23 protein-coding genes are annotated in these 22,049 nt (G+C 45.4%); 11 read left to right on the top strand and 12 right to left on the bottom strand.

What is annotated here, in order from left to right; translation table 11 throughout:
• Nucleotides 1-93: 93 nt before the first annotated feature.
• Together SVI_RS04140 and rpsU are read right to left on the bottom strand one after the other, a co-directional pair.
• Nucleotides 94-537: a GatB/YqeY domain-containing protein gene (locus tag SVI_RS04140; RefSeq protein WP_013050162.1), complete on the bottom strand. Its 444-nt coding sequence runs from the start codon at nucleotides 535-537 to the stop codon at nucleotides 94-96.
• Between the two features lie 6 nt (nucleotides 538-543).
• Complete coding sequence (gene rpsU, locus SVI_RS04145; RefSeq protein ID WP_013050163.1) at nucleotides 544-759, bottom strand: 30S ribosomal protein S21; 216 nt, start codon at nucleotides 757-759, stop codon at nucleotides 544-546.
• Between the two features lie 318 nt (nucleotides 760-1,077).
• Here rpsU and tsaD point away from each other — a divergent pair, with 318 nt between their 5' ends.
• The gene (tsaD, locus tag SVI_RS04150; RefSeq protein ID WP_013050164.1) at nucleotides 1,078-2,091 is read left to right on the top strand and encodes a tRNA (adenosine(37)-N6)-threonylcarbamoyltransferase complex transferase subunit TsaD; all 1,014 of its coding nucleotides are present in this window, start codon (nucleotides 1,078-1,080) and stop codon (nucleotides 2,089-2,091) included.
• A 104-nt stretch (nucleotides 2,092-2,195) separates the two neighbouring features.
• Here the strand turns inward: tsaD and plsY are convergent, their stop codons facing one another.
• Nucleotides 2,196-2,804, bottom strand: a complete 609-nt coding sequence (gene plsY / locus SVI_RS04155; protein WP_013050165.1) for a glycerol-3-phosphate 1-O-acyltransferase PlsY — start codon at nucleotides 2,802-2,804, stop codon at nucleotides 2,196-2,198.
• A 284-nt stretch (nucleotides 2,805-3,088) separates the two neighbouring features.
• Here plsY and folB point away from each other — a divergent pair, with 284 nt between their 5' ends.
• From folB to SVI_RS04180, 5 genes are all read left to right on the top strand, one after another.
• The gene (gene folB, locus SVI_RS04160; RefSeq protein ID WP_013050166.1) at nucleotides 3,089-3,442 is read left to right on the top strand and encodes a dihydroneopterin aldolase; all 354 of its coding nucleotides are present in this window, start codon (nucleotides 3,089-3,091) and stop codon (nucleotides 3,440-3,442) included.
• On the top strand, nucleotides 3,443-3,973 hold the full coding sequence (folK, locus tag SVI_RS04165) for a 2-amino-4-hydroxy-6-hydroxymethyldihydropteridine diphosphokinase (protein ID WP_013050167.1): 531 nt from the start codon (nucleotides 3,443-3,445) through the stop codon (nucleotides 3,971-3,973).
• Between the two features lie 68 nt (nucleotides 3,974-4,041).
• Nucleotides 4,042-4,842 carry an undecaprenyl-diphosphate phosphatase gene (locus SVI_RS04170; RefSeq protein ID WP_013050168.1) on the top strand — a complete coding sequence of 267 codons (801 nt, stop codon included), beginning with the start codon at nucleotides 4,042-4,044 and terminating at the stop codon, nucleotides 4,840-4,842.
• A 63-nt stretch (nucleotides 4,843-4,905) separates the two neighbouring features.
• Nucleotides 4,906-5,862, top strand: coding sequence for a putative RNA methyltransferase (locus SVI_RS04175; protein WP_013050169.1), 957 nt, complete (start codon nucleotides 4,906-4,908; stop codon nucleotides 5,860-5,862).
• A gap of 218 nt (nucleotides 5,863-6,080) precedes the next feature.
• Nucleotides 6,081-7,004 (top strand): L,D-transpeptidase family protein, encoded by a 924-nt coding sequence (locus SVI_RS04180; RefSeq protein ID WP_013050170.1) that lies wholly within the window; start codon nucleotides 6,081-6,083, stop codon nucleotides 7,002-7,004.
• A gap of 277 nt (nucleotides 7,005-7,281) precedes the next feature.
• On the opposite strand, the gene SVI_RS04185 is transcribed toward SVI_RS04180, so the two are convergent.
• Both SVI_RS04185 and SVI_RS04190 read right to left on the bottom strand, forming a co-directional pair.
• A complete protein-coding gene (locus tag SVI_RS04185; RefSeq protein WP_013050171.1) occupies nucleotides 7,282-7,548 on the bottom strand; it encodes an Lpp/OprI family alanine-zipper lipoprotein in 267 nt (88 codons plus the stop codon).
• A 221-nt stretch (nucleotides 7,549-7,769) separates the two neighbouring features.
• Nucleotides 7,770-9,011, bottom strand: a complete 1,242-nt coding sequence (locus SVI_RS04190; protein WP_013050172.1) for a multifunctional CCA addition/repair protein — start codon at nucleotides 9,009-9,011, stop codon at nucleotides 7,770-7,772.
• 229 nt (nucleotides 9,012-9,240) lie between these two features.
• On the opposite strand from SVI_RS04190, the gene SVI_RS04195 reads away from it, so the two are divergent.
• Both SVI_RS04195 and SVI_RS04200 read left to right on the top strand, forming a co-directional pair.
• Nucleotides 9,241-10,836, top strand: coding sequence for an ExeA family protein (locus tag SVI_RS04195; protein ID WP_013050173.1), 1,596 nt, complete (start codon nucleotides 9,241-9,243; stop codon nucleotides 10,834-10,836).
• Entirely contained in the window at nucleotides 10,836-11,816 is a 981-nt protein-coding gene (locus SVI_RS04200; protein ID WP_013050174.1) for a general secretion pathway protein GspB, read from the top strand. The genes SVI_RS04195 and SVI_RS04200 overlap by 1 nt, the downstream gene beginning before the upstream one ends.
• Before the next feature lie 131 nt (nucleotides 11,817-11,947).
• On the opposite strand, the gene nhaD is transcribed toward SVI_RS04200, so the two are convergent.
• Entirely contained in the window at nucleotides 11,948-13,195 is a 1,248-nt protein-coding gene (gene nhaD / locus SVI_RS04205) for a sodium:proton antiporter NhaD (RefSeq protein ID WP_013050175.1), read from the bottom strand.
• A 556-nt stretch (nucleotides 13,196-13,751) separates the two neighbouring features.
• On the opposite strand from nhaD, the gene SVI_RS04210 reads away from it, so the two are divergent.
• Complete coding sequence (locus SVI_RS04210) at nucleotides 13,752-13,952, top strand: hypothetical protein (RefSeq protein WP_041419667.1); 201 nt, start codon at nucleotides 13,752-13,754, stop codon at nucleotides 13,950-13,952.
• 416 nt (nucleotides 13,953-14,368) lie between these two features.
• On the opposite strand, the gene hemL is transcribed toward SVI_RS04210, so the two are convergent.
• The 3 genes from hemL to SVI_RS04225 all read right to left on the bottom strand — a co-directional run bounded on the left by hemL (nucleotide 14,369) and on the right by SVI_RS04225 (nucleotide 18,758).
• Complete coding sequence (hemL, locus tag SVI_RS04215) at nucleotides 14,369-15,655, bottom strand: glutamate-1-semialdehyde 2,1-aminomutase (protein ID WP_013050177.1); 1,287 nt, start codon at nucleotides 15,653-15,655, stop codon at nucleotides 14,369-14,371.
• 27 nt (nucleotides 15,656-15,682) lie between these two features.
• A complete protein-coding gene (locus SVI_RS04220; RefSeq protein ID WP_013050178.1) occupies nucleotides 15,683-16,702 on the bottom strand; it encodes an aspartate carbamoyltransferase in 1,020 nt (339 codons plus the stop codon).
• A gap of 346 nt (nucleotides 16,703-17,048) precedes the next feature.
• Nucleotides 17,049-18,758, bottom strand: a complete 1,710-nt coding sequence (locus SVI_RS04225) for a chloride channel protein (RefSeq protein WP_013050180.1) — start codon at nucleotides 18,756-18,758, stop codon at nucleotides 17,049-17,051.
• Between the two features lie 87 nt (nucleotides 18,759-18,845).
• Here SVI_RS04225 and SVI_RS04230 point away from each other — a divergent pair, with 87 nt between their 5' ends.
• Nucleotides 18,846-19,508 carry a DUF6776 family protein gene (locus tag SVI_RS04230; protein WP_013050181.1) on the top strand — a complete coding sequence of 221 codons (663 nt, stop codon included), beginning with the start codon at nucleotides 18,846-18,848 and terminating at the stop codon, nucleotides 19,506-19,508.
• Between the two features lie 181 nt (nucleotides 19,509-19,689).
• Nucleotides 19,690-20,061, top strand: coding sequence for an iron-sulfur cluster insertion protein ErpA (erpA, locus tag SVI_RS04235; protein WP_041419668.1), 372 nt, complete (start codon nucleotides 19,690-19,692; stop codon nucleotides 20,059-20,061).
• Nucleotides 20,062-20,143: 82 nt separating this feature from the next.
• Here the strand turns inward: erpA and SVI_RS04240 are convergent, their stop codons facing one another.
• The 3 genes from SVI_RS04240 to aqpZ all read right to left on the bottom strand — a co-directional run bounded on the left by SVI_RS04240 (nucleotide 20,144) and on the right by aqpZ (nucleotide 21,952).
• Entirely contained in the window at nucleotides 20,144-20,578 is a 435-nt protein-coding gene (locus tag SVI_RS04240) for a hypothetical protein (RefSeq protein ID WP_041420208.1), read from the bottom strand.
• A gap of 131 nt (nucleotides 20,579-20,709) precedes the next feature.
• Nucleotides 20,710-21,081 carry a DUF2750 domain-containing protein gene (locus SVI_RS04245; RefSeq protein WP_013050184.1) on the bottom strand — a complete coding sequence of 124 codons (372 nt, stop codon included), beginning with the start codon at nucleotides 21,079-21,081 and terminating at the stop codon, nucleotides 20,710-20,712.
• 172 nt (nucleotides 21,082-21,253) lie between these two features.
• Nucleotides 21,254-21,952: an aquaporin Z gene (gene aqpZ, locus SVI_RS04250; RefSeq protein WP_041419669.1), complete on the bottom strand. Its 699-nt coding sequence runs from the start codon at nucleotides 21,950-21,952 to the stop codon at nucleotides 21,254-21,256.
• Between the last annotated feature and the right edge of the window lie 97 nt (nucleotides 21,953-22,049).

Genomic DNA, 22,049 nt, shown 5'->3' on the forward strand with positions numbered 1-22,049 from the left:
AATGCCGCCTTTATCTACGTGAAATCAAAATAGAGAGAATCTAAAACAAACAAGCCGTGCAAGAGCACGGCTTATTTACGCATTATCCTTAAATTACTTAAGTTTAGCTCTGATCATAGCGCCTATTGCCGCCATATCAGCTCTGCCTAAGACTTTAGGTTTTAATGCGCCCATTACTTTGCCCATATCCGCCATGGAGGATGCGCCCATCTCTTGGATGCTTGCATCAACTAAAACGGCAATTTCCTCTTCAGTAAGAGGCTGAGGCAGGAAGACTTCAAGAACCTTGATCTCTTCTGCTTCAATTGCTGCTAGTTCGTCACGTCCGGCTGCAGCATATTGTGCAATCGAATCACGACGCTGTTTAACCATTTTGGTTAAGACAGCTATAGCTTGGTCGTCAGTTAGAGTTTCGCGGGTGTCCACTTCAATCTGTTTGACGGCGGCTAGCGCCATACGGATAGTCATCAAGCGTACCTTAGCTTTGGCACGCATGGCGTCTATCATTTGGCTTTTTAGCTGATCAACTAGGCTCATAATAGATTAGTATAAACGTACGCGACGAGCGTTTTCACGAGAAAGCTTCTTTGCAAGACGCTTAACTGCAGCGGCTTTAGCACGCTTACGTGCAGTTGTTGGCTTCTCGTAATACTCACGAGCGCGCACATCAGCTAAGATTCCAGCTTTTTCACAAGAGCGCTTAAAACGACGTAGAGCTACGTCAAATGGTTCGTTTTCGCGTACTTTAATTATTGGCATACGCCATCACCCCTTAGGTGTAGTTTGTAATGGGTCAATAATTAGACCCAAGTTTATTTAAAAATGGTGCGGAATTCTATACCGACTTGAGTCTGTTTGTAAAGCAAATTCCGCGATCATATCCTAGATCTTTTCACTATTTCGATCCTATCTTTGATCTCTGTTAGATCATGTTGGGGATATTCCACGCGTACCCGCTAATGCTGGCCGTAATTGATGAAATTCTCAGGACGACCAAAATCAGCGACAAGTCTATTGGTATAATTAAAGCACAGCAGGTAGAATTAGCAGCCTTTTATGACACTTTGACGGGATACGATGCGGGTTTTAGGTATTGAAACATCTTGCGATGAAACAGGAATAGCCGTTTATGATGACGAGCTGGGCCTGTTATCTCACACACTATATAGCCAGGTAAAGTTACATGCCGATTACGGCGGGGTTGTGCCTGAGCTGGCATCTCGAGATCATGTAAGAAAAGTTGTGCCCTTGATCAAGCAGGCACTTGCCGATGCTAACAGCACAATGGATGACATCGACGGGGTCGCTTATACCACAGGTCCTGGCTTGGTTGGTGCCTTATTAGTCGGTGCCTGTGTGGGTCGATCATTAGCCTATTCATGGGACAAGCCTGCCGTAGGTGTACATCATATGGAAGGCCACCTCTTAGCGCCTATGCTAGAGGACAATGTGCCTGAGTATCCTTTTCTAGCGCTGTTAGTATCCGGCGGACATACCATGATGGTGGCCGTTGAAGGTATTGGACAATATGAAGTGCTTGGCGAGTCTGTTGACGATGCAGCAGGTGAAGCATTCGATAAAACTGCGAAACTTATGGGGCTAGATTACCCAGGTGGGCCAAGGTTAGCTAAGCTGGCTGAGAAAGGTGAGACTGGCCACTACCGTTTCCCTCGTCCTATGACGGATAAGCCAGGCTTAAATTTCAGTTTTTCTGGTTTGAAGACCTTTGCCGCTAATACTATCGCCAAAGAGCCGGATGATGAACAGACCCGAGCTAATATCGCCTTAGCCTTCGAAGAAGCGGTTGTTGATACACTCTCTATCAAGTGTCGCCGTGCGCTAAAACAAACTGACTATACTCGTTTAGTGATTGCCGGAGGAGTGAGCGCAAATTCACGCCTGCGCACCTCGCTAGCCGAGATGATGAAAAATCTAGGTGGGGAAGTCTTCTATCCTAGAGGCGAGTTCTGTACCGATAATGGTGCCATGATCGCCTATGCAGGCTTGCAGAGATTGAAGGCCGGTCACACAGAGGACTTAGGTGTCAAAGGTATGCCTCGTTGGCCCCTAGACTCGCTGCCTCCGCTCTAGGCTCTTAAGCTAGGAGCTGTAAGTGTGATAAGCACTAAAACACCTGACTTGCTGATGCAAACAGGTGTTTTTTTATGTTTGGAGGTATAGCTAGAACTTAGAACTTAGGTTTTATCTTTCTTCTTGCGGGACACCTTAGATTCTTCGCCTTTTAATAGTCGGTGAATATTATCTTTGTGCCTGATGACTATTAATGCTGAGAGCATGGAAACCGGGATGATAAATCTGTCATCTAGGTACCAGGTGTAGGCGGGGGCCAGCATGGCAGTGATAATCGCAGCGAGTGAGGAGTATCGGCTGATTAATACCATGACTATCCAGGTGGTTATCAAAGCAAGGGCGAAGTCATTACCGATAGGGGCCATGGCGCCGAATGCGGTTGCGACTCCTTTTCCACCCTTGAATTTAAAGAAGACAGGAAATATATGGCCAACGCAGGCGGAGACGGCAATAAGGCCCAGTGAGACTGGGTCGACACCTATACGGAAGGCGAGATAGGCGGGGATGGCGCCTTTGAGCATGTCAAACAAGAGCACCATAGCAGCGGAGCTGGCTCCGCCAATGCGCAGGACATTGGTCGCCCCAGGATTACCAGAGCCTTGTGTGCGAGGGTCGGGCAGTCCACGCATTTGACAAACGAGCACGGCACTGGAAATTGAGCCAGCCAGATAGGCGGTCAACATCATTACCAGAGTGAGTACTGTTATGGTCAAATTGGTTTCCTTATCCGTCTTAAGGTATCATCGCGCCACAATATTTATCAGTGCCAAAGCTTAATTGCAACTTTCTATCTTATCTGCTTTGCCTGAGAGGTAAAATCCTTCTACAGGGCGTTATCCTACTTGGGATTTGTACCGTTAGAAAGAGGCATCTAGCAAAATAATAGATAAGATTGGCATTATATCTTTTTTATCCGTTAACGCTTATCAGACCTTATGGCCTGATTGGCGAAAATGTGCCCTCATCGATGAGGAACGAGTCTGGTTTTGGAGAAATCATGGACAGAGTATTAATACGACAGTTAAAAATAGAAACTGTTATCGGGATCTATGAGTGGGAAAAGAAGATCCATCAGAACTTGTTGATTGATTTGGATATGGCTTGGGATAATAAGCCAGCGGCGGATACCGATGATTATCAGTATGCCTTGTGTTATGAGACGGTATCGAATCGACTAATCGCCTTGATAACCGAAAAGCCAATTGAACTCATCGAAACCGTAGCCGAGATGATCGCTAGCTGCTTAATGGATGAATTTAATGTGCCTTGGGTAAAGGTGACTGTGATGAAGCCGGGCGCTGTGCCTACTGCGGCTGCTGTTGGTGTTGAGATTGAGCGAGGTTATTGTTAGATGTTATCGCGTGTCTATATCAGCTTAGGCAGTAATATCGAGCCTGAGCGCTACCTTAAGTCTGGATTAAATGATCTTAGTTCTCATTTTGGCCAGCTGCTGCTCTCCTCTGTGTATGAAAGTGAAGCCGTTGGATTTGAAGGCAGTAACTTTTTAAATATGGTGGTTGGCGTCGATACCGATTTGAGCATAAGTGAGCTAGTGTCCTTGTTTAAGCAGATAGAACAAGACAATGGCCGTCTGGTAGGGGCTAAAAAGTTTGCTTCTAGGACATTGGATCTGGATCTCTTACTCTATGATGACATGGCAACACTCGATCCTGTCGAGCTGCCGAGAGCTGAAATCTTAACCAATGCCTTCGTGCTATGGCCTATGGCTGAGCTGGCACCTGATTTAGTTCATCCTTTGGTAGATATTAGCTATCAAACCCTGTGGGATGAATATGATAAAAATCAGCAAAGACTTTGGCCGATCCCATTTAGCTGGACTCAGGTCCAGGCAGATGAAGCCTCAATGATTAACTCACTCTAAGTACAATTTTGGCTCTCACCTAAGCTGATATTTCAGTGCAAGGGGGATTCATAAAACAGGAAATATGCATGGACACATTTCAGGTCATAGTATTAGCCTTAATTCAGGGCTTGACCGAATTTTTACCCATCTCAAGCTCGGCGCATCTTATCTTGCCTGCGCAACTTCTTGGCTGGGAAGATCAAGGTTTGTCTTTCGATGTCGCGGTCAATACCGGTTCTTTGTGCGCCGTTATCATCTATTTCAGGCGTGAGTTGTGGTCTATGTTTAAGGCTTGGGGCGGCAGCATTTTCAAGGGTGAGCACAATGATGAGAGCAAGCTGGCCTGGTGGATCATACTGGCGACTATTCCAGCTGTGATCGTCGGCTTTGCTGCTAAAGATTTTATAGCCACTCATCTGCGAAATATTGAGGTGGTGGCGACGACAACTATCGTGTTCGGTCTCTTACTGTGGTGGGCCGATAGAATGACCAGCAAGGGACTGACAGAGTTTCAAGTGGGTTGGAAGAAGGCGTTGATCATAGGCGTAGCTCAAGCCATGGCGTTGATCCCTGGAACATCCCGTTCAGGTGCGACCATTACGGCGGCTTTGATGCTGGGACTTGGCCGTGAGGCCGCGGCGCGCTTCTCATTTTTGATGTCGGTACCCATCAGTTTAGGTGCAGCCATTCTGGTGACTAAAGATCTGCTATCCAGTGGTGAGGTGATAGATTATCAGGCCCTGACTCTGGGCATTGTGGTTTCTTTCCTCGCCGCTTATGCCTGTATTCATGTATTTTTAAAATTGGTCAGCCGAATTGGAATGACCCCCTTTGTCGTTTATCGTCTGGCACTGGGCGCACTCTTGTGTGTGTTTATATTCGCTTAATTATTTTCAGGTGTGACTTGCTCAACCAGTAGAAAGTCACAGCTTCATTGTTAAAGAGACATTATGAAAAGTATTTATCTATGCCCCGTGTGTAATCAGCCTCTGTTGATCCATGAGGAATCTCAAGGGTTACACTGTAGTAATAAGCATCATTTCGATAAGAGTGATAAGGGTTACTGGGTATTTAGTTTGCCAAAGAAACCTAAATTAGATTCAAGGCAGGTGATGCGCGGTAAGCGTTTCTTACTCGAGTCCGGTGTATTCTCTCCCCTGGTGGACACATTAGCCGAGATGCTCAAACCTGAGCTAGCGCATATAGCATCAGATGAGGCAATTGCGCATCTGGAATATGATTGTGGCGAAGGTTACTATCTTAGGGCGATAAAGTCGGCCCTCAGTGAACCGCTACAGCAAGCTGGGATTAAGCTAGAGCAGCATGGGATCAATGAAGCGGAGAATGCACTCTTCTCGGCGGCTAAGATCGACTCAGAAGCTGACTCTGATAATGCTACAGGTTCAGATTCTGGAACTGCCAGCGACGCTAGTAGTGACTCTAGTAATGAATCTGCGAGTGACTCAAGTGCTAACACAGAAGCTGAAGAAAAAAGTACCTTGATTGTCAGTAGCCTAAGGGCGCTTCCTTTCGCTGATGCCAGCTTCGACCTGATCACTCTTATTGATAAGCAGCTCAAGGGCAAAGAGCCGCTACGTGTGCTCAAGCAAGCTGGTTACCTTTTGCAGGTATCTCCCGCTCCTAGGCATCTCTGGCAGTTAAAAGGCTATATCTATCCTGATATGAAAGAGAAAGAGCTGCAATCGAGCGAAGTGAATGGCCTTGAGTTATTAGACACTCAGAGAGTAACGTTTAAGCTAGATGCTGACGGCGAGCAAGCCTTGACGCTGCTGGAAATGACGCCTTATGCGTGGCGGGCTAATGATAAAATTCGTAAGAAGATTGCCTCTGGCAACTTCGAAGGCTTAGAGATTGACTTTATTGTCACCCTGTCGAAGAAAATATAAGCTTAACGTTTGAGATTAACCTTGGCTGAATAGTTTTTGCTTTAAATTCGCTTTGTGCTCGATAGGGCTAGGATTTAGTGGCTACTGAGGTTAATCTTTGAGCTTGATGTCGGTATTTGAGTTATCTACTGGTCATATATTGATTGGATATATGGATTGGTATTAGTCGTCGATGCATTCGATTTGATAGTAGAGAAGAAAAGGAAATAGAGATACCTATGATGAGAATATTGCTGTTGTTCATCTTAAGTGTAATTCCAGGCATTAGTTTGGCCAATGTCTACGATCTGCCGGAAAAAGGCAGTAGTCTCATCGGCGAACTTCAGGAGCACCTGGTACTGAAGGGGGATTATTTTCAGACGATTTCCAAACAGTACAATGTTGGTATTCTGGAGCTAATGGAATCAAATCCTGGTGTTGACCCATTTTTACCTACTCCTGGCACTAAACTCATTATACCGACTCAGATGTTGCTTCCCGACGTACCAAGAAAAGGGATAGTGCTCAATCTACCGGAATTGAGACTCTACTACTTTTCTAAAAATGGTAAGCAAGTCCATGTATTTCCTGTGGGTATCGGCCGTGTAGGCCGTGAAACTCCCGAGATGGTCACTAAGATTAAGGCCAGAATTCCTAATCCAAGTTGGACGCCTCCGGCGAGTATTCGCAAGGAGCATCTGGAACGCGGTGAAATCCTGCCTCCTGTGGTAGCGGCTGGACCGGATAACCCATTGGGTAACTATGCCATGCAGCTTTCTTATGGTGATGGTAGTTACTTGATCCACGGTACGAACAAAGACTTTGGTATCGGCATGCGTGTTAGCTCAGGTTGTGTTCGTCTCAATCCGGATGATATCGAGTGGCTGTTTAATCAGACTAAGTATGGCGATCCTGTGCGGGTGATCAATCAGACGGTTAAGATCTCTACCGAGCCAGATGGACGTCACATCATAGAGGTGCATTCGGCTTTATCTAAGTCTGACTCAGATATACAGCAAGAAAAACCGGTGACTATGACTGCGGCTATCGTTAACTTTATTAGCCAGGAAGGCATAGATAGTTTTAAGGCTAATGATGCACTGCTGGCACAAAATGGTTTACCTGTGAATATAGAGCTGCCAGAGCCCAGCCTAAGCGAGTAACTGACTAATCGCACTGTGTCTGCCGTAATAGACCAGTATGAAGATAGCGTCCCTAGAGGGCGCTTTTTTGTGGGCGGAATTTATAGAAGTTTGAGGTATGAAAGTGTTAAGCGATAAGTGATAAATTAACAGGGACTGGAATGTACTTCGTCTTACTGATTTTCAGTTTTACTGGTGCTTAGAGCTGCTTGGATTTGTTTTTTTGGGGGGGAGTTAGCTTGAGACTTGGGAGGGAAGAACATATCGGCAACACATATGTGTTGCCGATACAGACAAATTACTTCTTGTAAGAAGAAGCAACGTTGTCTATGCGACTGTTAGCACGCATTGCTTCAGCTTGTGCGTCCATAGCAGCCGCTTTTGCATCTTTAACGTCTGCAGAAAGAGCACCTTGCTCAGACTTCAGAGAGCTAACTTCAGAAGACAGTTGATCAACCTTGTTACCTAGGTTAGAAATGCTTTCTTCTAGAGCTGTAGTGTTTGCACAGCCACCTAGTAGGGCAGTCATTGCTACACCAGCAATCATCAGTACTTTTTTGTTCATTGGGGAATCCCTTTAAATAGGTTGAATAGATATGAAGCAGTTGTACCATACAACTGCAACCAAGATATTATGTCATAGCTAATTTATATTGCTATGATTTTTAACTCTAAGGCCTGAATACCTTAACTAATTTACTATTAAACACAAGTTGGGCGCTTAAATTGTGAGCGGTCAATGTGGTGTTATAATAATCTAGTGATAAAAATCTACTTGCCTGAGCGCTATTCTGAAGAATTCCTATTTAAGTTATTTTTCACTTCAGAGACAATTTCGATACGCTTTATTTGTAATTGTTGCTTTATCTCAGCCCCTTTAAAACCGGCGTCTATGATAGGTTTTACCGCAACAGAGTTAGCGGCTTCGAAGACATGCTTAAAGTAGCTAGCTTGGGGGTAAGCTTCACTTTCTAACCCTAGCCTTCCCCTAGCATCGGCTTCACAGGCTAGCGCTATCTGTTCGAGACGTTGAGGTTTACGCCACAAGTCGGCCTTATTGAACATCTTGATCAGTGTGTCTGGACGCAGCTGGTCGATATTATGAATATTTTGGTGTAGGTCACTGACTAGCAGTGCCAAATCTCGATATTCATTGGGCACTTTTATTCGTGCACATAGGGCCTTGATTGGCGCTAAGCCTTTCTGTCCATGACCATGATGCTTAGGTAGGTCTTCTTTCGGGCTCAGGGCTTTACCTAGGTCGTGGACTAGGGCAGCGAATCGTACCGAGTTATCTTTGGTGAGCTTAGCGGCTTGCTCGAGTACCATAAGGGTATGTATGCCAGTATCTATCTCTGGGTGCCACTGTGCTGGTTGAGGCACACCGAAGAGGGCATGTATCTCGGGGAAAAGAACCTTTAGAGCGCCACATTGCTTGAGTACATGGATAAATATCTGCGGGTTGTCAGTACTCAGGGCCTTGTTCAGTTCCAGAAAGACTCTTTCGGCTGTTAAAGCTTCTAATTCACCGCTTCGACTTATGTTAGCCATCATGGTGAGGGTTTCATCGGCAATGGTGAAACCTTGGGCATGGAATCTTGCGGCGAATCTAGCGACTCTGAGGACTCTTAACGGGTCTTCAATAAAGGCATCGGACACATGTCTTAGCAGCTTGTTATTTAGGTCGTTAACGCCGCCATAAGGATCATATAGATTTCCGTCATCATCTTGGGCTATGGCATTGATGGTGAGATCCCGGCGCAGTAAGTCTTGCTCTAGGGTAACATCAGCGCTGGCGTGACAGGTGAAGCCTCCGTAGCCTGACCCTGTCTTTCTTTCTGTTCTGGCTAAGGCATATTCTTGTTGGGTATCTGGGTGTAAAAAAACTGGGAAGTCTTTGCCAACCTGATGAAAGCCTTTGGCTAGCATCTGCTCTTGTGTGGCACCGACCACCATATAATCCCTGTCTTTGATAGGGAGCTTGAGTAAGCTATCGCGGACCGCGCCGCCAACGAGGTAAATTTTCACAATTTAAATCACAGTTTTTATGTATGGATCAGATGGAGTAAATCTTAACACGCATTTGCTTGGAGTTACTTATAAGATGCTATCTGCCTCAATGTCTCTTAGGGCCTTTAATTACGGTCTTTTTATCGATTTTGTTAAGCATTTTTTGACAAGGTGAGCGGTTAGCTTTAGTTTGAACTGTTTTTTGTATTTTATAACCGATAAGTACAGGTTGAGGATTGATTTCAGTATGTATAAGGCGTTTTTTGGTTTAAGCGATAACCCTTTTTCTATCGCACCTAACCCACATTATCTATTCCTTAGTGATAGGCATCGCGAGGCATTGGCTCATTTGACCTACGGGCTGGGTGAAACTGGTGGCTTTGTATTATTAACCGGCGAAGTGGGGACAGGTAAAACCACGGTTTCTCGTTGCCTGCTTAATCAACTTCCTGAAAATACCGATACCGCGTTTATTTTAAATCCATCACTGACACAGCAAGAGTTGCTGGCCACCCTTTGTGATGAACTGAGTATTGAGTATGACAAAGACCCTAGCCTGAAGCAGCTCACGGATCTTCTGAGCCAGTTCCTGCTGGCTAATCATGAGAAAGGCAGAAATACAGTCCTCATTATTGATGAAGCCCAGCATCTCAGGGCCGAAGTGTTAGAGCAGTTACGTCTGTTGACTAATCTTGAAACAGATACGAAGAAACTACTGCAAGTTATCTTAATTGGACAACCTGAATTACAACAGCTGTTGAGAAGGCAAGAGCTTCGCCAGCTAGCCCAAAGAATTACCGCTCGTTATCATCTACTTCCCCTTACGCTCGAAGAGGTGGGTCTTTATGTGCAGCACAGGCTACGAGTGGCGGGACGCCATGAACCTCTGTTTAATCCTAGCTCGATAAAGACCTTACATAAGTACAGTGGTGGCATCCCCAGATTGATTAACCTGTTATGCGAGCGAGCCCTGATGGCGGCTTATGGTCAGTCTAAAGTGCCGATAGATAAGAAAATGGTGAGGGCTGCGGCCGGTGAAGTGCTTGGTGAGGATATCAAGCAAACTAATTATCTGCTGCCCATAGCCGGTGTTGCTGTCGTTGCACTTAGTGCTTTAGTGGCCTTGTTGTTATTTAATAATGCGAATCATCGAGCGGCTGGAGCTGTGCTAGCAAGTCAGGATATACAGGTTCAGTCGCAGATAAAACCTTATCATATGGATGCCAGTCAGAAGGTACTTAATACCGCCATAGAGCAAAGCAGGGATATAGATACCGCCTACGCCAGCATCTTAGGCTTATGGAATAAGGTTCCTTACATAGGGCTATCGGCCTGTCAGTCTGCTGAGCAGCAGGGCTTGTCTTGTTTTCAGCAACAAGGTAACTGGAATTCTCTGGTTCGATTAAACTTTCCTGCGGTCGTGTACCTTGTGGATGGTCAACAAGAGGCATTCTACGGCACCGTAGTTTCCCGTCAGGGCGAACAATTACTCTTGCAACTTAATGAGCAACAGCTCTGGGTAGACAGAGATTGGTTTACCCGCCACTTTAGCGGTACGTTCGAGATTTTATGGCAGGCACCGACAGACCAACTAGGCGAGATAGATAAAGGCTCTGCTCAGTCGCAGATCCAATGGCTAGAGAATAGTCTAGCCCAGGTAGACAGCAGGACTCCTCGATTGCTTAACGACTTTGATAGTCAATTGGAAACTAAGCTTAAACACTTTCAACGGCAACACGGCTTGAGAGCAGATGCTATCGCAGGTAGCCAGACTCTGGTGCAGCTTAATCTTTATCTGAGTGCACAAGGCCCCAGATTGGTCGAAGGTCAAAGGAATTATTGATGTCTATATTACTCGACGCCGTCACTCGTGCTAATCAGCAGGACTTAGACAATAGATTAGATCCTGTGTTGACGCCAAGGGCACAATACAAGGAGTTATCAGCTAAGGGCCCTAGGGATCTGCTGATACTTTTAAGTGTTCTTATCTTAGGCTTGTTAGCTGTTATAGCATGGTTGGCTAGCGATTATCTGATGGCGAGTGAGAATAAGCTGGAGTCGTCAGAGTCAGAAATTACCCCGACTCTTAAGCAGGGCAATAATGCTAATGCTTCATTGGATCGGCAGGATTTTACTGGTATGGATGAAACCTTTGCCAGCGATAAGGCTAGTAAAGGTATTAGGCTGGCAGGAAAAGTGGCATTGCCATTAGCTAAAACCCTTCCTAAACCTGAGCCTCTTGTTATCCAAGTAGCCCCCGCAGCTTCGACTCTAGTCGCGACGGCAAAGCCAAAGGCGGCTAGTCCCAGAGATAGCGGTTATCAGCTTGAATCTGTCTCTGAGCCGATTATCCTTGGCGCTAATGCCAATCAAAAGGGTCAGGATATGCTTGCGGCGCTTAAGTTTCAGGTGAATGAAGCTGCCGAAGATTTGGGTATGGAAAACACTGCCAATACATCGAAACATTATCAGAGTGACAATAAAATGTATGCGGCGTTTAAAGATGCACTCAAAGCGGTTGAAGTTAAAAACTCACTCGCTGCGCCAATGACTGAGCCAGGTCTAGATCCGATACCGACAGCTAAGTCAGATACTATTCCCAAATATGGTCAACTACCTGCGGGTCTTCAGTTACAGGTGCCTGAATTTAATATTAAGGCACATGTGTATTCTACCGACCCTGATAATCGTTGGCTCAATGTGGATGGGGTAGAGTTACAGGAAGGTGACAGCATAGGCGGTAAGTTAGATATCGTTGAAATAAGGCCCAGAGATGTAGTGTTATCGATACAAGGCACTAAGTTTAAGGTACCGGCGATATAGGTCGTACATTAGAGCTAACAGCCTAGATGCTAGAAAACTAGAAAACTAGGAGTTAGACTGATTCAGATAATACAAACAAAAAAGAGGGCGCCAATTGGCGCCCTCTTTTTTGTCTGAACAGCTAAGTCAGCTTAGCCAAAAAACTTATATGATAGGTATAAGGTTAGTGCGTAGCCCACGCTATAACATAATAGCAGTGCCGGTACGTACTTAAGATAGCTGACGAAAGTGAGTTCTTTAACCTTGCTCATGGCTATGATGCCAGATGCAGAGCCAATAACCAGCAATGAACCACCCACACCGACCGAATAGGTCAGGCCAAGCCACTCTGGTGTATTAAGCAGAGGATCGGCTTTTAACAATGCGGCAGTAAGCGGCACGTTATCCAGTAATGCTGAACCCATACCTGTGACGAAGTTAGAGATATTTGGATCAAATTGCGCGTAGACCTGAGTGAGTAGGTCTAAGGTGCCAATCTGCTTAAGCATGCCAACTAGCAGTAAAATACCGAGGAAAAATAATAAGGTGTCATATTCAACCTGGCGAATATATTCGAGGATTTGTAGCTCCTCTTTATTACTGCGAGTGGTGTGACCAACCAAAAACATGATCGATAAACCAGTTAAGAAGGTCAGTACCGGTGGAATGCCAAACAGAACATTCAATGCCATGGTCGCCACTATGGTAGAGAAGAAGATGATGGCAATAACCACATCGACTCTTTGGAAGTCCCGCTTTATTGGTGTGGTGCTCACATGGCCTTCAGCCTTAAGAGAGAAGAGCAGGGCTAAGAGCATCACACTGACGGATGCAGGTATAAAGAGCATCATGAGTTCGGACATCTGTACATGTCCATCGAGAAAGATCATCAAGGTAGTGACATCACCTGTGATCAAGGAAACCCCGCCAGAGTTCACGGCAAAGATGATTAACACAGCCATACGGCGGCGCATCTGGCTTTCGAGTTTAAAGGTCGTTAACAAGCCCAGAGAGACCAGAGTCGCGGTAACGTTGTCACAGATAGCGGACAGTACCAGAGAGAAGAAAGCGACTTGTATCATGAGCAAGCGAACTGATACTCGTTGGGGAAATAACTTCTGTACCAGTATTTGAATCATGCCTTTCGCGTTGAGATAAGCCACGAATGTCATGGTGGACATGAGGAATAACCACAGACTCGCAATCTCGAGTAGGTTTTGGTTTAGTTCGGCTTCGATTATTTTCTCATGGCCAATATCGCCGGCAGAGATAAATAGTACAATCCATGAGATACACCCGAAAAATAGGGTGGTCTTGGTTTTGTTGATGTGGGTGACTTCTTCGAAAATAATACTTAATAGGGCTAAAACAGCGAGGGATATCAGGAATATGTTGAGCATACATCAGTTCCTACAGCAGATTTATTGTTGCCTTGTATGGGCAAACAATGTCCAGAATCAAGGTTTAATTAAGATTAGTGTGATAATCGGGCGGATTAAGCCACACAGATGTTAATAACACAAGTGTTACCCGGATCCGTTTTTAGCTGTTTTTGAGCTTGAGATCATCCTATATTGGGCTTTTAACCCTTGGATTGGGCTAGATAAGCCAAATTTTCAGCCTGATTAGTTTTATTAAACATTGTTAATCTAATTCGGCTGGTTGAGGGAAGTAAGCAAAGTTAGAAAAAGTGTGACATATATTCTTATTTTAAGATTCAGTTAGTAACCAAAAAATGGTCAATGCAATGACTCGTGTTTATGGATTTTATTTTCAACTGAATGAATAGACCTTATCACTAAGGTCACCTTTCTGACTGGGTCAAAAAATTGACAGCTCAATAAATAACCAGTATCTTGTGTTCATTATTAATACAAGATCGAGTGTTTCAGCTTCTAATCCCTGAATCCAAATAAGATCTTGAGCTGAAATTAAGTGTTATTTTTTGGGGTGCATATGAAGTTTTTATTTCGAGCCGTGTTATTGCTAGGCTCTTTAGTCTGGCTGATTATCTGTACTAAAGAGTTACTCAATCTAGGAGTGGTACAAAACCCTTCGATAGCGATGGATAATATTCAGCTGCTTATTCAAGGTGCTATAGCCCTGTTAATTTTGCGCTCTACATGGGGCTCAAAGAGAAACAGAGACAGCTTCTAGTCTTTGCCCTTAGGGAGTTTGATTGAGCTACTCGCTAATTTACTTACTTAGTTACTTCGCCATCTTAGCAAAGACGCGATGGGCGGCTGCTAGTGCCGCTTCTATCTCTTTCTCGCCGTGTGTTATAGATAGTGGAAGCAGGCTTCTGCCAACAAAGATCAGGTAATAAAAAAGGACGCTAAAAGCGTCCTTATCTGTACTAGCTTAGTTAGCTAATTCACTTATTTTAGTTACTTCGCCATCTTAGCAAAGACGCGATCGGCTGCAGCTAAAGTTGCTTCGAGTTCTTTCTCACCATGTGTTATAGATAGTGGAAGCAGGCTTCTGGCTACTTAGAGCTGGCAATAAAAAAGGACACCGAGGTGTCCTTCTATGTCTCAATTTATGTCTATTTACAGGAAATTATGACTAGTCTCTTACTTAGCCATCTTAGCAAAGACGCGATCGGCTGCAGCTAAAGTTGCTTCGAGTTCTTTCTCACCATGAGCCATCGACAGGAAGCCTGCTTCATAAGCACTTGGCGCTAAGTAAACCCCTTCATCTAACATGCCGTGATAGAAGATAGGGAACTTGTCTGCATCACACTGAGTGACTTGAGCGAATGTTGTGACCTTTTCTTCTTCGGTGAAGAACAAACCGAACATGCCACCCACATAGTTGATGGACATAGGGATGCCGTGCTTGTTCGCAGCAGCCTTGAAGCCCTCTGCGATGCGCTTAGTCTTAGCGGCTAGCTCTTCGTAGACGCCGTCTTCACAGAGTGCGTCTAATTGAGCAAGACCTGCCGACATGGCAATTGGGTTACCCGATAGAGTGCCTGCTTGATATACCGGGCCCGTAGGTGCGATAAATTGCATCACGTCTTTACGGCCACCGAATGCGCCAACTGGCATACCGCCACCGATAACTTTACCAAGAGTCGTTAGATCCGGTGTGATGCCGTAGTGGCCTTGAGCGCCGCTCTTAGATACACGGAAACCAGTCATCACTTCATCGATAACAAGCAAGGCGCCGTACTGATCACAGATAGCACGCAGACCTTCTAAGAAGCCCTTTATTGGCGGGATACAGTTCATGTTACCGGCAACAGGCTCGAGTATGATACAAGAGATCTCTTCTGGATATTGCTCGAACAACACCTTGACTGAATCAAGCTCATTATAGCTAGCTGTCAGTGTGTGCTTGGCGAAATCTTCCGGGACTCCCGGAGAGCTTGGCTGACCCAGAGTCAGAGCTCCAGATCCTGCTTTTACCAGTAAACAGTCGGCGTGGCCGTGGTAACAGCCTTCAAATTTCAAGATTTTGTCACGGTTAGTAAAACCACGTGCAAGACGAATAGCACTCATGGTCGCTTCAGTACCTGAGCTCACCATGCGAACCTGTTCTATGGAAGGCACCATCTCGATGACTTTCTCAGCCATTTTTACTTCTAGCTCAGTTGGTGCACCGAATGAGAGGCCATTCTCAACAGCGTCTAATACAGCTTGACGAATTTTCGGGTGATTATGACCTAAGATCATCGGGCCCCAAGAACCGACATAATCGATATATGCCTTACCGTCGGCATCATAGATGTATGCACCATCGGCTTTGTCGATGAAGAGTGGCGAGCCACCTACGCCATTGAAGGCGCGCACTGGCGAGTTTACACCGCCGGGAATAGTTTTTTTAGCCTGTTCAAATAGCGTTTCGGAACGGGTCATTATCAATCCTTAAAGTCAGTCGCCTGATTATAATTCGGCTTTTCGTGAGTACCAATTTACTGGACACTCATATTTTTCAAGTTGCGAGTCAACGCCGAGTGTCAGTGCAAACAGTGCCATGCGGATGAGTAGTCCATTATCGGCTTGTCTAAAGATGGCCAGATTAGGATGACTGTTAAGGTCATTGTCTAATTCATTGGCCTGCTCACGTGAGTCTCTAGGCAGCGGATGCATGATCACAGTGTTTGACTTACAATGTTGTGTGTAAATATTGTGATTAAGGCGGAACTTACCACGATACTTATTAGCTTCATCCTGTGAAGGAAAACGCTCTTCTTGAATTCGAGTCAGATAGAGTATATCAGCCTGATCTAAATTACCTTCAAGTTGATCCGTTATGGTGATTTTATGCCCTGCATTTACAATGTCATTGATCACATAGTCGGGCATAGCCAACTCTTTTGGCGAGACCAGAGTGAAACTGACATTCTTATACATGCATAACAGGCGAGATAGTGAGTGAACCGTGCGGCCAAATTTAAGATCGCCAACCATAGCGATATGCATGCCGCTAATCTTACGACCACCTTCGGCTAACTCTTTCTGTATGGTGTACAGATCCAGTAACGCCTGAGTAGGGTGTTCATTGGAGCCATCGCCACCGTTGATGACTGGCACTCGGCTACCTTGGGCAAACTCTTTGACCGAGAAGGCTTCAGGGTGACGCATAGCGATCACATCTGAATAACTCGACAGCACTCGGGCGGTATCATATAGAGATTCACCCTTAGACAATGACGAAGAGGCCATGCCCACCGTCTCATTGACCTTGCCGCCGAGCAGATTAAATGCACAACCAAAGCTGATACGGGTACGGGTACTGGGTTCAAAAAAAAGGTTACCTAAGATAGCGCCTTCAAGTACAGAGGTACGTTTCTGTCTTAATGCGTAAGGGGCCATACGGGAAGCAACATTGAATATCTGTTGAACGGCGTCCAGATCTAGCTGGTTTACCGAGAGGATATGAGATCCTTGAAACTGAGTCATCAGCCTTTATTTCCAATTTCTGGGGGGCTGTTCGACAAATATACACAGAGTCGAGAGCCCTAAAGTTATGTAGGGTGGCTGAGGCAGAACTATACCAGAAACAGCTTACTTGTGGAATATCGCAGAGGTAATTCTGGCATGATTAAATAATGGGGAGAGTGCATATCCCCTTGGTCGTGAGCCTTGCCCTATGAAGCTGGCAAGCAATAAGCTACACGGCTTATGCCTGTTTGTGTTTTCATGGTGTTGTTTATTATCCTCGAGTGGCTCAAGCTAGAAGCTAAGAGCCAAATCAAAACACCAGGCAATGTCTCAGAAAAATATTTATAGGCAAGATGATACCCCCTTAAATCTGCCCCGAATTTATCTCTTTTTGAAGTAGTGCCCAGCTAATGACACCGACGACATTATCTTTGTCATCTTGGTAGATATAGACTTCACCACGACGTTCCCGAGATAGAATTTGGTAGACTTCATTGAGCGTTGCCCTGTCGGTTACCCCCTGAATAGGGTGCTTGGTCAAGGTGCTGGCATCATCGGTGATCTGCAGCTCAAGCTGGAGCATCTGAATGTCACCTTGAGTATTTCTGACCAGTACTGAGCGACCCTCAGCTCGCTTTAATACCTCTAGCAATAACTCCTCATTATCTCTGACAATGACCAAGCGTCTATCCATCAAGGCGCGAACACCAGTTTTCATCAGTCCCTGTTTGACTGGAGAGACCTTGTAACCTAGGCCCATGATCTCTAACTGTTTATACAGCAGGGATTTGGAGTTAAACCCCTGATGCGCGACCAGGAATGCCGGGATGCTAACAAACATGGCAGGTAAAATCATCGAAGCATTGTTGGTTAACTCCAGCAGTGCGATCAGTGCCGCCAGTGGTGCACCGAGGCAAACGCCCATCATGGCCGTCATGCCTATTATGGTGTAGAGGCCGATATAGGGAGCGATAGAGGGAAAGGCTGCGGCACTGACGCTAGCCAGTATGGCGCCGAGTAGGGCGCCTATGCCAAATAGAGGACCTATGATCCCACCAGGAATACCCAGACCGAGGGCGGCAATGGTAGCAATGATTTTTCCGACGAGCAGAGCAAAGAGGAAGAGTAAACTAGGATGTTCACTTATCGCCCGCTCGATGGCAAGGTCGCCACTGCCTAAGGCTTCTGGTAGGAAGAGTCCCACCACAGTGGTGACTACACCAGCTAAGAGCAAGCGATAGATTAAGGGTTTGTTTTGTCCTTTGGCGGTGACCTTTAACAGTGAGTAGTTAAACAGAGCGGCAACACAACCAATAATGAGCCCTATGATGGCCAGAATAGGGTATTGGGACAGTGGAATATTAATGACTCCAATTTGGTCATACTCATGAATATTACCGAAGACCAGTTGGCTGGATACTGCGCCACAGATAGCCGATATCATTATTGGGAAAAAGTAATGCAGTTTATATTCCCGTAATATGACCTCGAATACGAAAAATACACCGGCAAGAGGCGCGTTAAAGGTGGCGGCTATACCCGCGGCTATACCACCGGAACACATGATACGGACACTATTGTCGGGCAGGTTAAACTTCTCAGCCAAGACACTGGCACTGACGGCTCCCAGATGTATGGCTGGACCTTCACGGCCGACGGAAAAGTTAGTGGCAAGTGCAAATAGCGCCTGAAAGAATTGGCCTGGGGCCGATTGTAGCGGAACCTTGCCATAATGCAGTTTTACTCTGTGGAGCACATAGGCGATACCCATGCGTTTATAGCGTTTAGAGCCCATTCGAGCCACTAACCAGATTAAAATTGCACCAAAGAGGGGTAAAAGCACTCGCCAGTCGTCTATGATCTCAGTAAACTTGAGTTCGCTAGTTTGGGTATAGTTGTTTAGCCAGAGGAGCAATAACCTAAAGAGAATGATGACTCCGGAGGCTATGATGGCAAATAACAGGGCTAACATACACAATTGCAGACTGAGCTTAGCTTGAGATAGCGTGTCTTGCAGATTTGTTCTCAGGTATACCTGGCATCGTGCATAGGTGTTTTTTATTCTGTTTTGCACCGGGGCCTTCCTGGTTTTCCATTGCCTACCATGATTCTGGAAGGTGAGATTATTTTACACAGTAATGATTTAAGAGGTTGTTAGTTAATGGCAAATTATCATCGTTGGCTGGATCGTATTCAAGTACTCGAACGAAAAATTCGGCCATCGAGTGTTTACTTACTGCTGCTGGTATTGATTGCTTTTGTCTTGGGAGGGATCAGTTATAATTTATGGTCTGACTATAATCGACCCAGGCAAGAGAATAACACAGAACAGCTTGGTAAATTGACTGAGCAGCTGAATATTCAGGCTCAAACCTTAGCAGCCAGAAACCTGGAGCTGGCATTGTCTAGAGAAACTAATGCTAAGATGCAGGACTTGTTCGCAGAGCAGCATGGCAAAGAGAAAGACTTGCTTAGGGAACTGGCATTTTATCGCAGTATCATGGCACCGGAGAGTATTGCCGATGGCGTAGCCATTCATGGTTTAGAGTTTCCCCCAGGTTTGTTACCGAACCAATATCGACTCAAGCTTATCCTGACACAGCTACAAAAACGTAAGCTGTCACTCAAGGGTAGAGCCGAATTTTCCTTTATTGGGCTTCAAGATGGAAAAGTCGTTGAACTGAGTTTAGGGGCACTCACAGATAATAAGAGTTTGAGTTTTAAGTTTCGATATTTTCAAGTGCTGGAGACAGCAGTTACTTTACCCCCAAGCTTTAAACTGTCAAGAATCATAGCTAAGGTCATAGTTCCATCGAGCCCGTAGGGCTAAAGGGTCTCAAACTGAAATGGAGTTTTCCGCCCTTGATCTGCTCCCCGAGGGAGATCATGCTGAGACCGAAAAAATAGTGAAACCAGTTCAATGAACGATAGAATTGATGGTAATACTTGAACAAATTGGTCAGGTATTAGATAATCCCGCACAGTAATTAGATTTAGAGGTGCTCATGACCGAACAAACTGCCGAACAAGTGACAGAAGCTGACGATGCTTTACCTATCCGATTTACCGATGCGGCTGCCTTAAAGGTAAAAACGCTTATGGATGAGGAAGAAAATGATGCATTGAAGCTACGCGTCTATGTTACGGGTGGCGGATGTTCTGGTTTTCAGTACGGCTTCACCTTCGATGAGAAGATTAACGAGGGTGATTTCACCGTCGAGAAGCAGGGAGTACAGTTAGTCGTCGATCCTATGAGCCTACAATATCTGGTTGGTGGTGAAGTCGATTACACCTCTGGTCTGGAAGGTTCACGTTTCTTCGTGAAGAACCCTAATGCGACAACAACCTGTGGTTGTGGAGCTAGCTTCTCAGTATAAGTACTTAGCTTTGCTGATAGAAAATGATTTTAAAAAAAGCCAGTTGCATTGCAACTGGCTTTTTTTTAGTTCTTTTAGCACTTTAGCTCATGATATTCATGTTTATCTTGGTATTAAAATAGGCTCTTACCTTAGGGGTAAAAGCTATCCAGACTTGAACTATGGCTAACGCAATTATGATGCCGAAGATGACGTAATCGGGCACTTTAGCCTGTAACTCACCGAGCTTAAATGTCGATGGGTTTCCGACGAGTAAGTTACCGGGATCATACAAGTAGATTGGCAGCATACTGACGAGAGCAAGCTGGAGTACCGTATAAACTTGTAGGAAATACATAGCCGTTCGCTGTCGCCCAAGTATGGCAATCACCATGATTATGGTCAGTATGCAAAACAGTTCACCTTGCTTTGCTATGAGTCCGCTAATTGAGGCGATAGTAAAGAAAGCGCACAGGGCAGCCAGCCTTTTAGGCAGAGGTGCTTTCACAACTTGTGACTCAGCTACTGACTTTTCCACTTGGACACCGTCAGTGCTTGCTGTCGTTTCAGGACATTCGCTAGTCTCTGAATCCTCTGGCCTGTTATTGCTATCTTTACCTGGGACGAAAGTTTGAGTGTCCAAGCTTTATCTCCTATCAGAGTGAGCGTTTAGTGATGCTGCTTCGGCGTGATACGCTGCTCAAGTTCATAGGGAGGGATAACGACACCTAGGTCTTCCTGTACCGGATATACGGCAACAAATAGATCATCATCTTGCATGCCTGGAACCCAACGTTCCAACCATTCAGATACTGGGATAGCGAGAGGAATACAGCTTTCCCAATCATCGACAGCCCAAGACTTAGCGGCTTCTTCGCTAGGCCACATAGGAATACAATCTTCCTCTTCCGTGGTTAGCATTACGCAGCCATCATCATCTTGAAGGGTCCATAGTATCTCTTCAGTCTTGACTTGCTCAACAAAGTAGTCATAGCGAGCTTCTGGAGTCATTTGGCTTGCATCTTTGGCACTTTTACTCATGGTATCTCTCATTTCTTGGGTTTACGCAACGTGGTAGCACGCATTTATGCGGTGATCATATCATTTCGAAGGGAGGATATAGAGTAGATTTTTATCTGGAGGAGAAAAGAATGGCAAATGAAAAAGTGCACCTACTCGAATGAGTCGAGTAGGGTGCACCCATTAATCTTAGTTAGCTTTCTTTTGTGTTGAAAAACTTATAGATAAAGCCAGCTATGATTGCGCCTGCGATAGGGGCAACCCAGAACAACCAAAGTTGTGATATTGCCCAGTCACCAACAAATAGCGCAGTACCGGTACTACGTGCCGGGTTTACTGAGGTGTTTGTAACTGGAATACTGATCAGGTGGACTAAGGTTAAGGCCAATCCGATGGCGATAGGTGCAAAGCCTTGAGGAGCTCTAACATCTGTAGCACCAAGAATGATCAGTAGGAAGAAGAGGGTCATAACCACTTCAGTTACTAAGGCTGATGTCATGTTGTAGCCACCAGGTGAATGTTCGCCATAACCATTTGAAGCGAAACCATCGGCTAAACTGAAGTCGGCGTTTCCTGATGCGATAAGGTATAAAATTCCCGCACCAGCAATACCACCAGCAACTTGAGCGACAATATAGGGGGCTAGCTCTTTTGCAGGAAAGCGACCGCCTGCCCAGAGACCGAAAGATACGGCAGGGTTAAGATGACAGCCTGATATATGGCCTATGGCAAATGCCATGGTTAACACAGTAAGACCGAAGGCGAAAGAAACACCTAATAGGCCTATGCCTACATCGGGGAAGGCTGCAGCTAAAACTGCACTACCACAACCACCGAGTACAAGCCAAAGTGTACCGATAAACTCGGCCGCCATTTTTTGAGACATGTTCATTAACAGTTCCTTTTGTTTTATTGCTCGAAATTCGCCCAAGCCGAAATTGATAACCGAGTAGCTAAAAATGGTCAACTTGAACTGAGCAAAATGAGGT

Origin of the sequence: Shewanella violacea DSS12, assembly GCF_000091325.1 — a bacterium.
GTDB classification, from domain to species: domain Bacteria; phylum Pseudomonadota; class Gammaproteobacteria; order Enterobacterales; family Shewanellaceae; genus Shewanella; species Shewanella violacea.

Excerpts from the sequence above, each read along its gene's own strand:
- SVI_RS04140 (WP_013050162.1), bottom strand. The coding sequence starts at position 537 with ATGAGCCTAGTTGATCAGCTAAAAAGCCAAATGATAGACGCCATGCGT.
- rpsU (WP_013050163.1), bottom strand. The coding sequence starts at position 759 with ATGCCAATAATTAAAGTACGCGAAAACGAACCATTTGACGTAGCTCTA.
- tsaD (WP_013050164.1), top strand. The coding sequence starts at position 1,078 with ATGCGGGTTTTAGGTATTGAAACATCTTGCGATGAAACAGGAATAGCC.
- folB (WP_013050166.1), top strand. The coding sequence starts at position 3,089 with ATGGACAGAGTATTAATACGACAGTTAAAAATAGAAACTGTTATCGGG.
- folK (WP_013050167.1), top strand. The coding sequence starts at position 3,443 with ATGTTATCGCGTGTCTATATCAGCTTAGGCAGTAATATCGAGCCTGAG.
- SVI_RS04170 (WP_013050168.1), top strand. The coding sequence starts at position 4,042 with ATGGACACATTTCAGGTCATAGTATTAGCCTTAATTCAGGGCTTGACC.
- SVI_RS04175 (WP_013050169.1), top strand. The coding sequence starts at position 4,906 with ATGAAAAGTATTTATCTATGCCCCGTGTGTAATCAGCCTCTGTTGATC.
- SVI_RS04180 (WP_013050170.1), top strand. The coding sequence starts at position 6,081 with ATGATGAGAATATTGCTGTTGTTCATCTTAAGTGTAATTCCAGGCATT.
- SVI_RS04185 (WP_013050171.1), bottom strand. The coding sequence starts at position 7,548 with ATGAACAAAAAAGTACTGATGATTGCTGGTGTAGCAATGACTGCCCTA.
- SVI_RS04195 (WP_013050173.1), top strand. The coding sequence starts at position 9,241 with ATGTATAAGGCGTTTTTTGGTTTAAGCGATAACCCTTTTTCTATCGCA.
- SVI_RS04200 (WP_013050174.1), top strand. The coding sequence starts at position 10,836 with ATGTCTATATTACTCGACGCCGTCACTCGTGCTAATCAGCAGGACTTA.
- nhaD (WP_013050175.1), bottom strand. The coding sequence starts at position 13,195 with ATGCTCAACATATTCCTGATATCCCTCGCTGTTTTAGCCCTATTAAGT.
- SVI_RS04210 (WP_041419667.1), top strand. The coding sequence starts at position 13,752 with ATGAAGTTTTTATTTCGAGCCGTGTTATTGCTAGGCTCTTTAGTCTGG.
- hemL (WP_013050177.1), bottom strand. The coding sequence starts at position 15,655 with ATGACCCGTTCCGAAACGCTATTTGAACAGGCTAAAAAAACTATTCCC.
- SVI_RS04220 (WP_013050178.1), bottom strand. The coding sequence starts at position 16,702 with ATGACTCAGTTTCAAGGATCTCATATCCTCTCGGTAAACCAGCTAGAT.
- SVI_RS04230 (WP_013050181.1), top strand. The coding sequence starts at position 18,846 with ATGGCAAATTATCATCGTTGGCTGGATCGTATTCAAGTACTCGAACGA.
- erpA (WP_041419668.1), top strand. The coding sequence starts at position 19,690 with ATGACCGAACAAACTGCCGAACAAGTGACAGAAGCTGACGATGCTTTA.
- SVI_RS04245 (WP_013050184.1), bottom strand. The coding sequence starts at position 21,081 with ATGAGTAAAAGTGCCAAAGATGCAAGCCAAATGACTCCAGAAGCTCGC.
- aqpZ (WP_041419669.1), bottom strand. The coding sequence starts at position 21,952 with ATGAACATGTCTCAAAAAATGGCGGCCGAGTTTATCGGTACACTTTGG.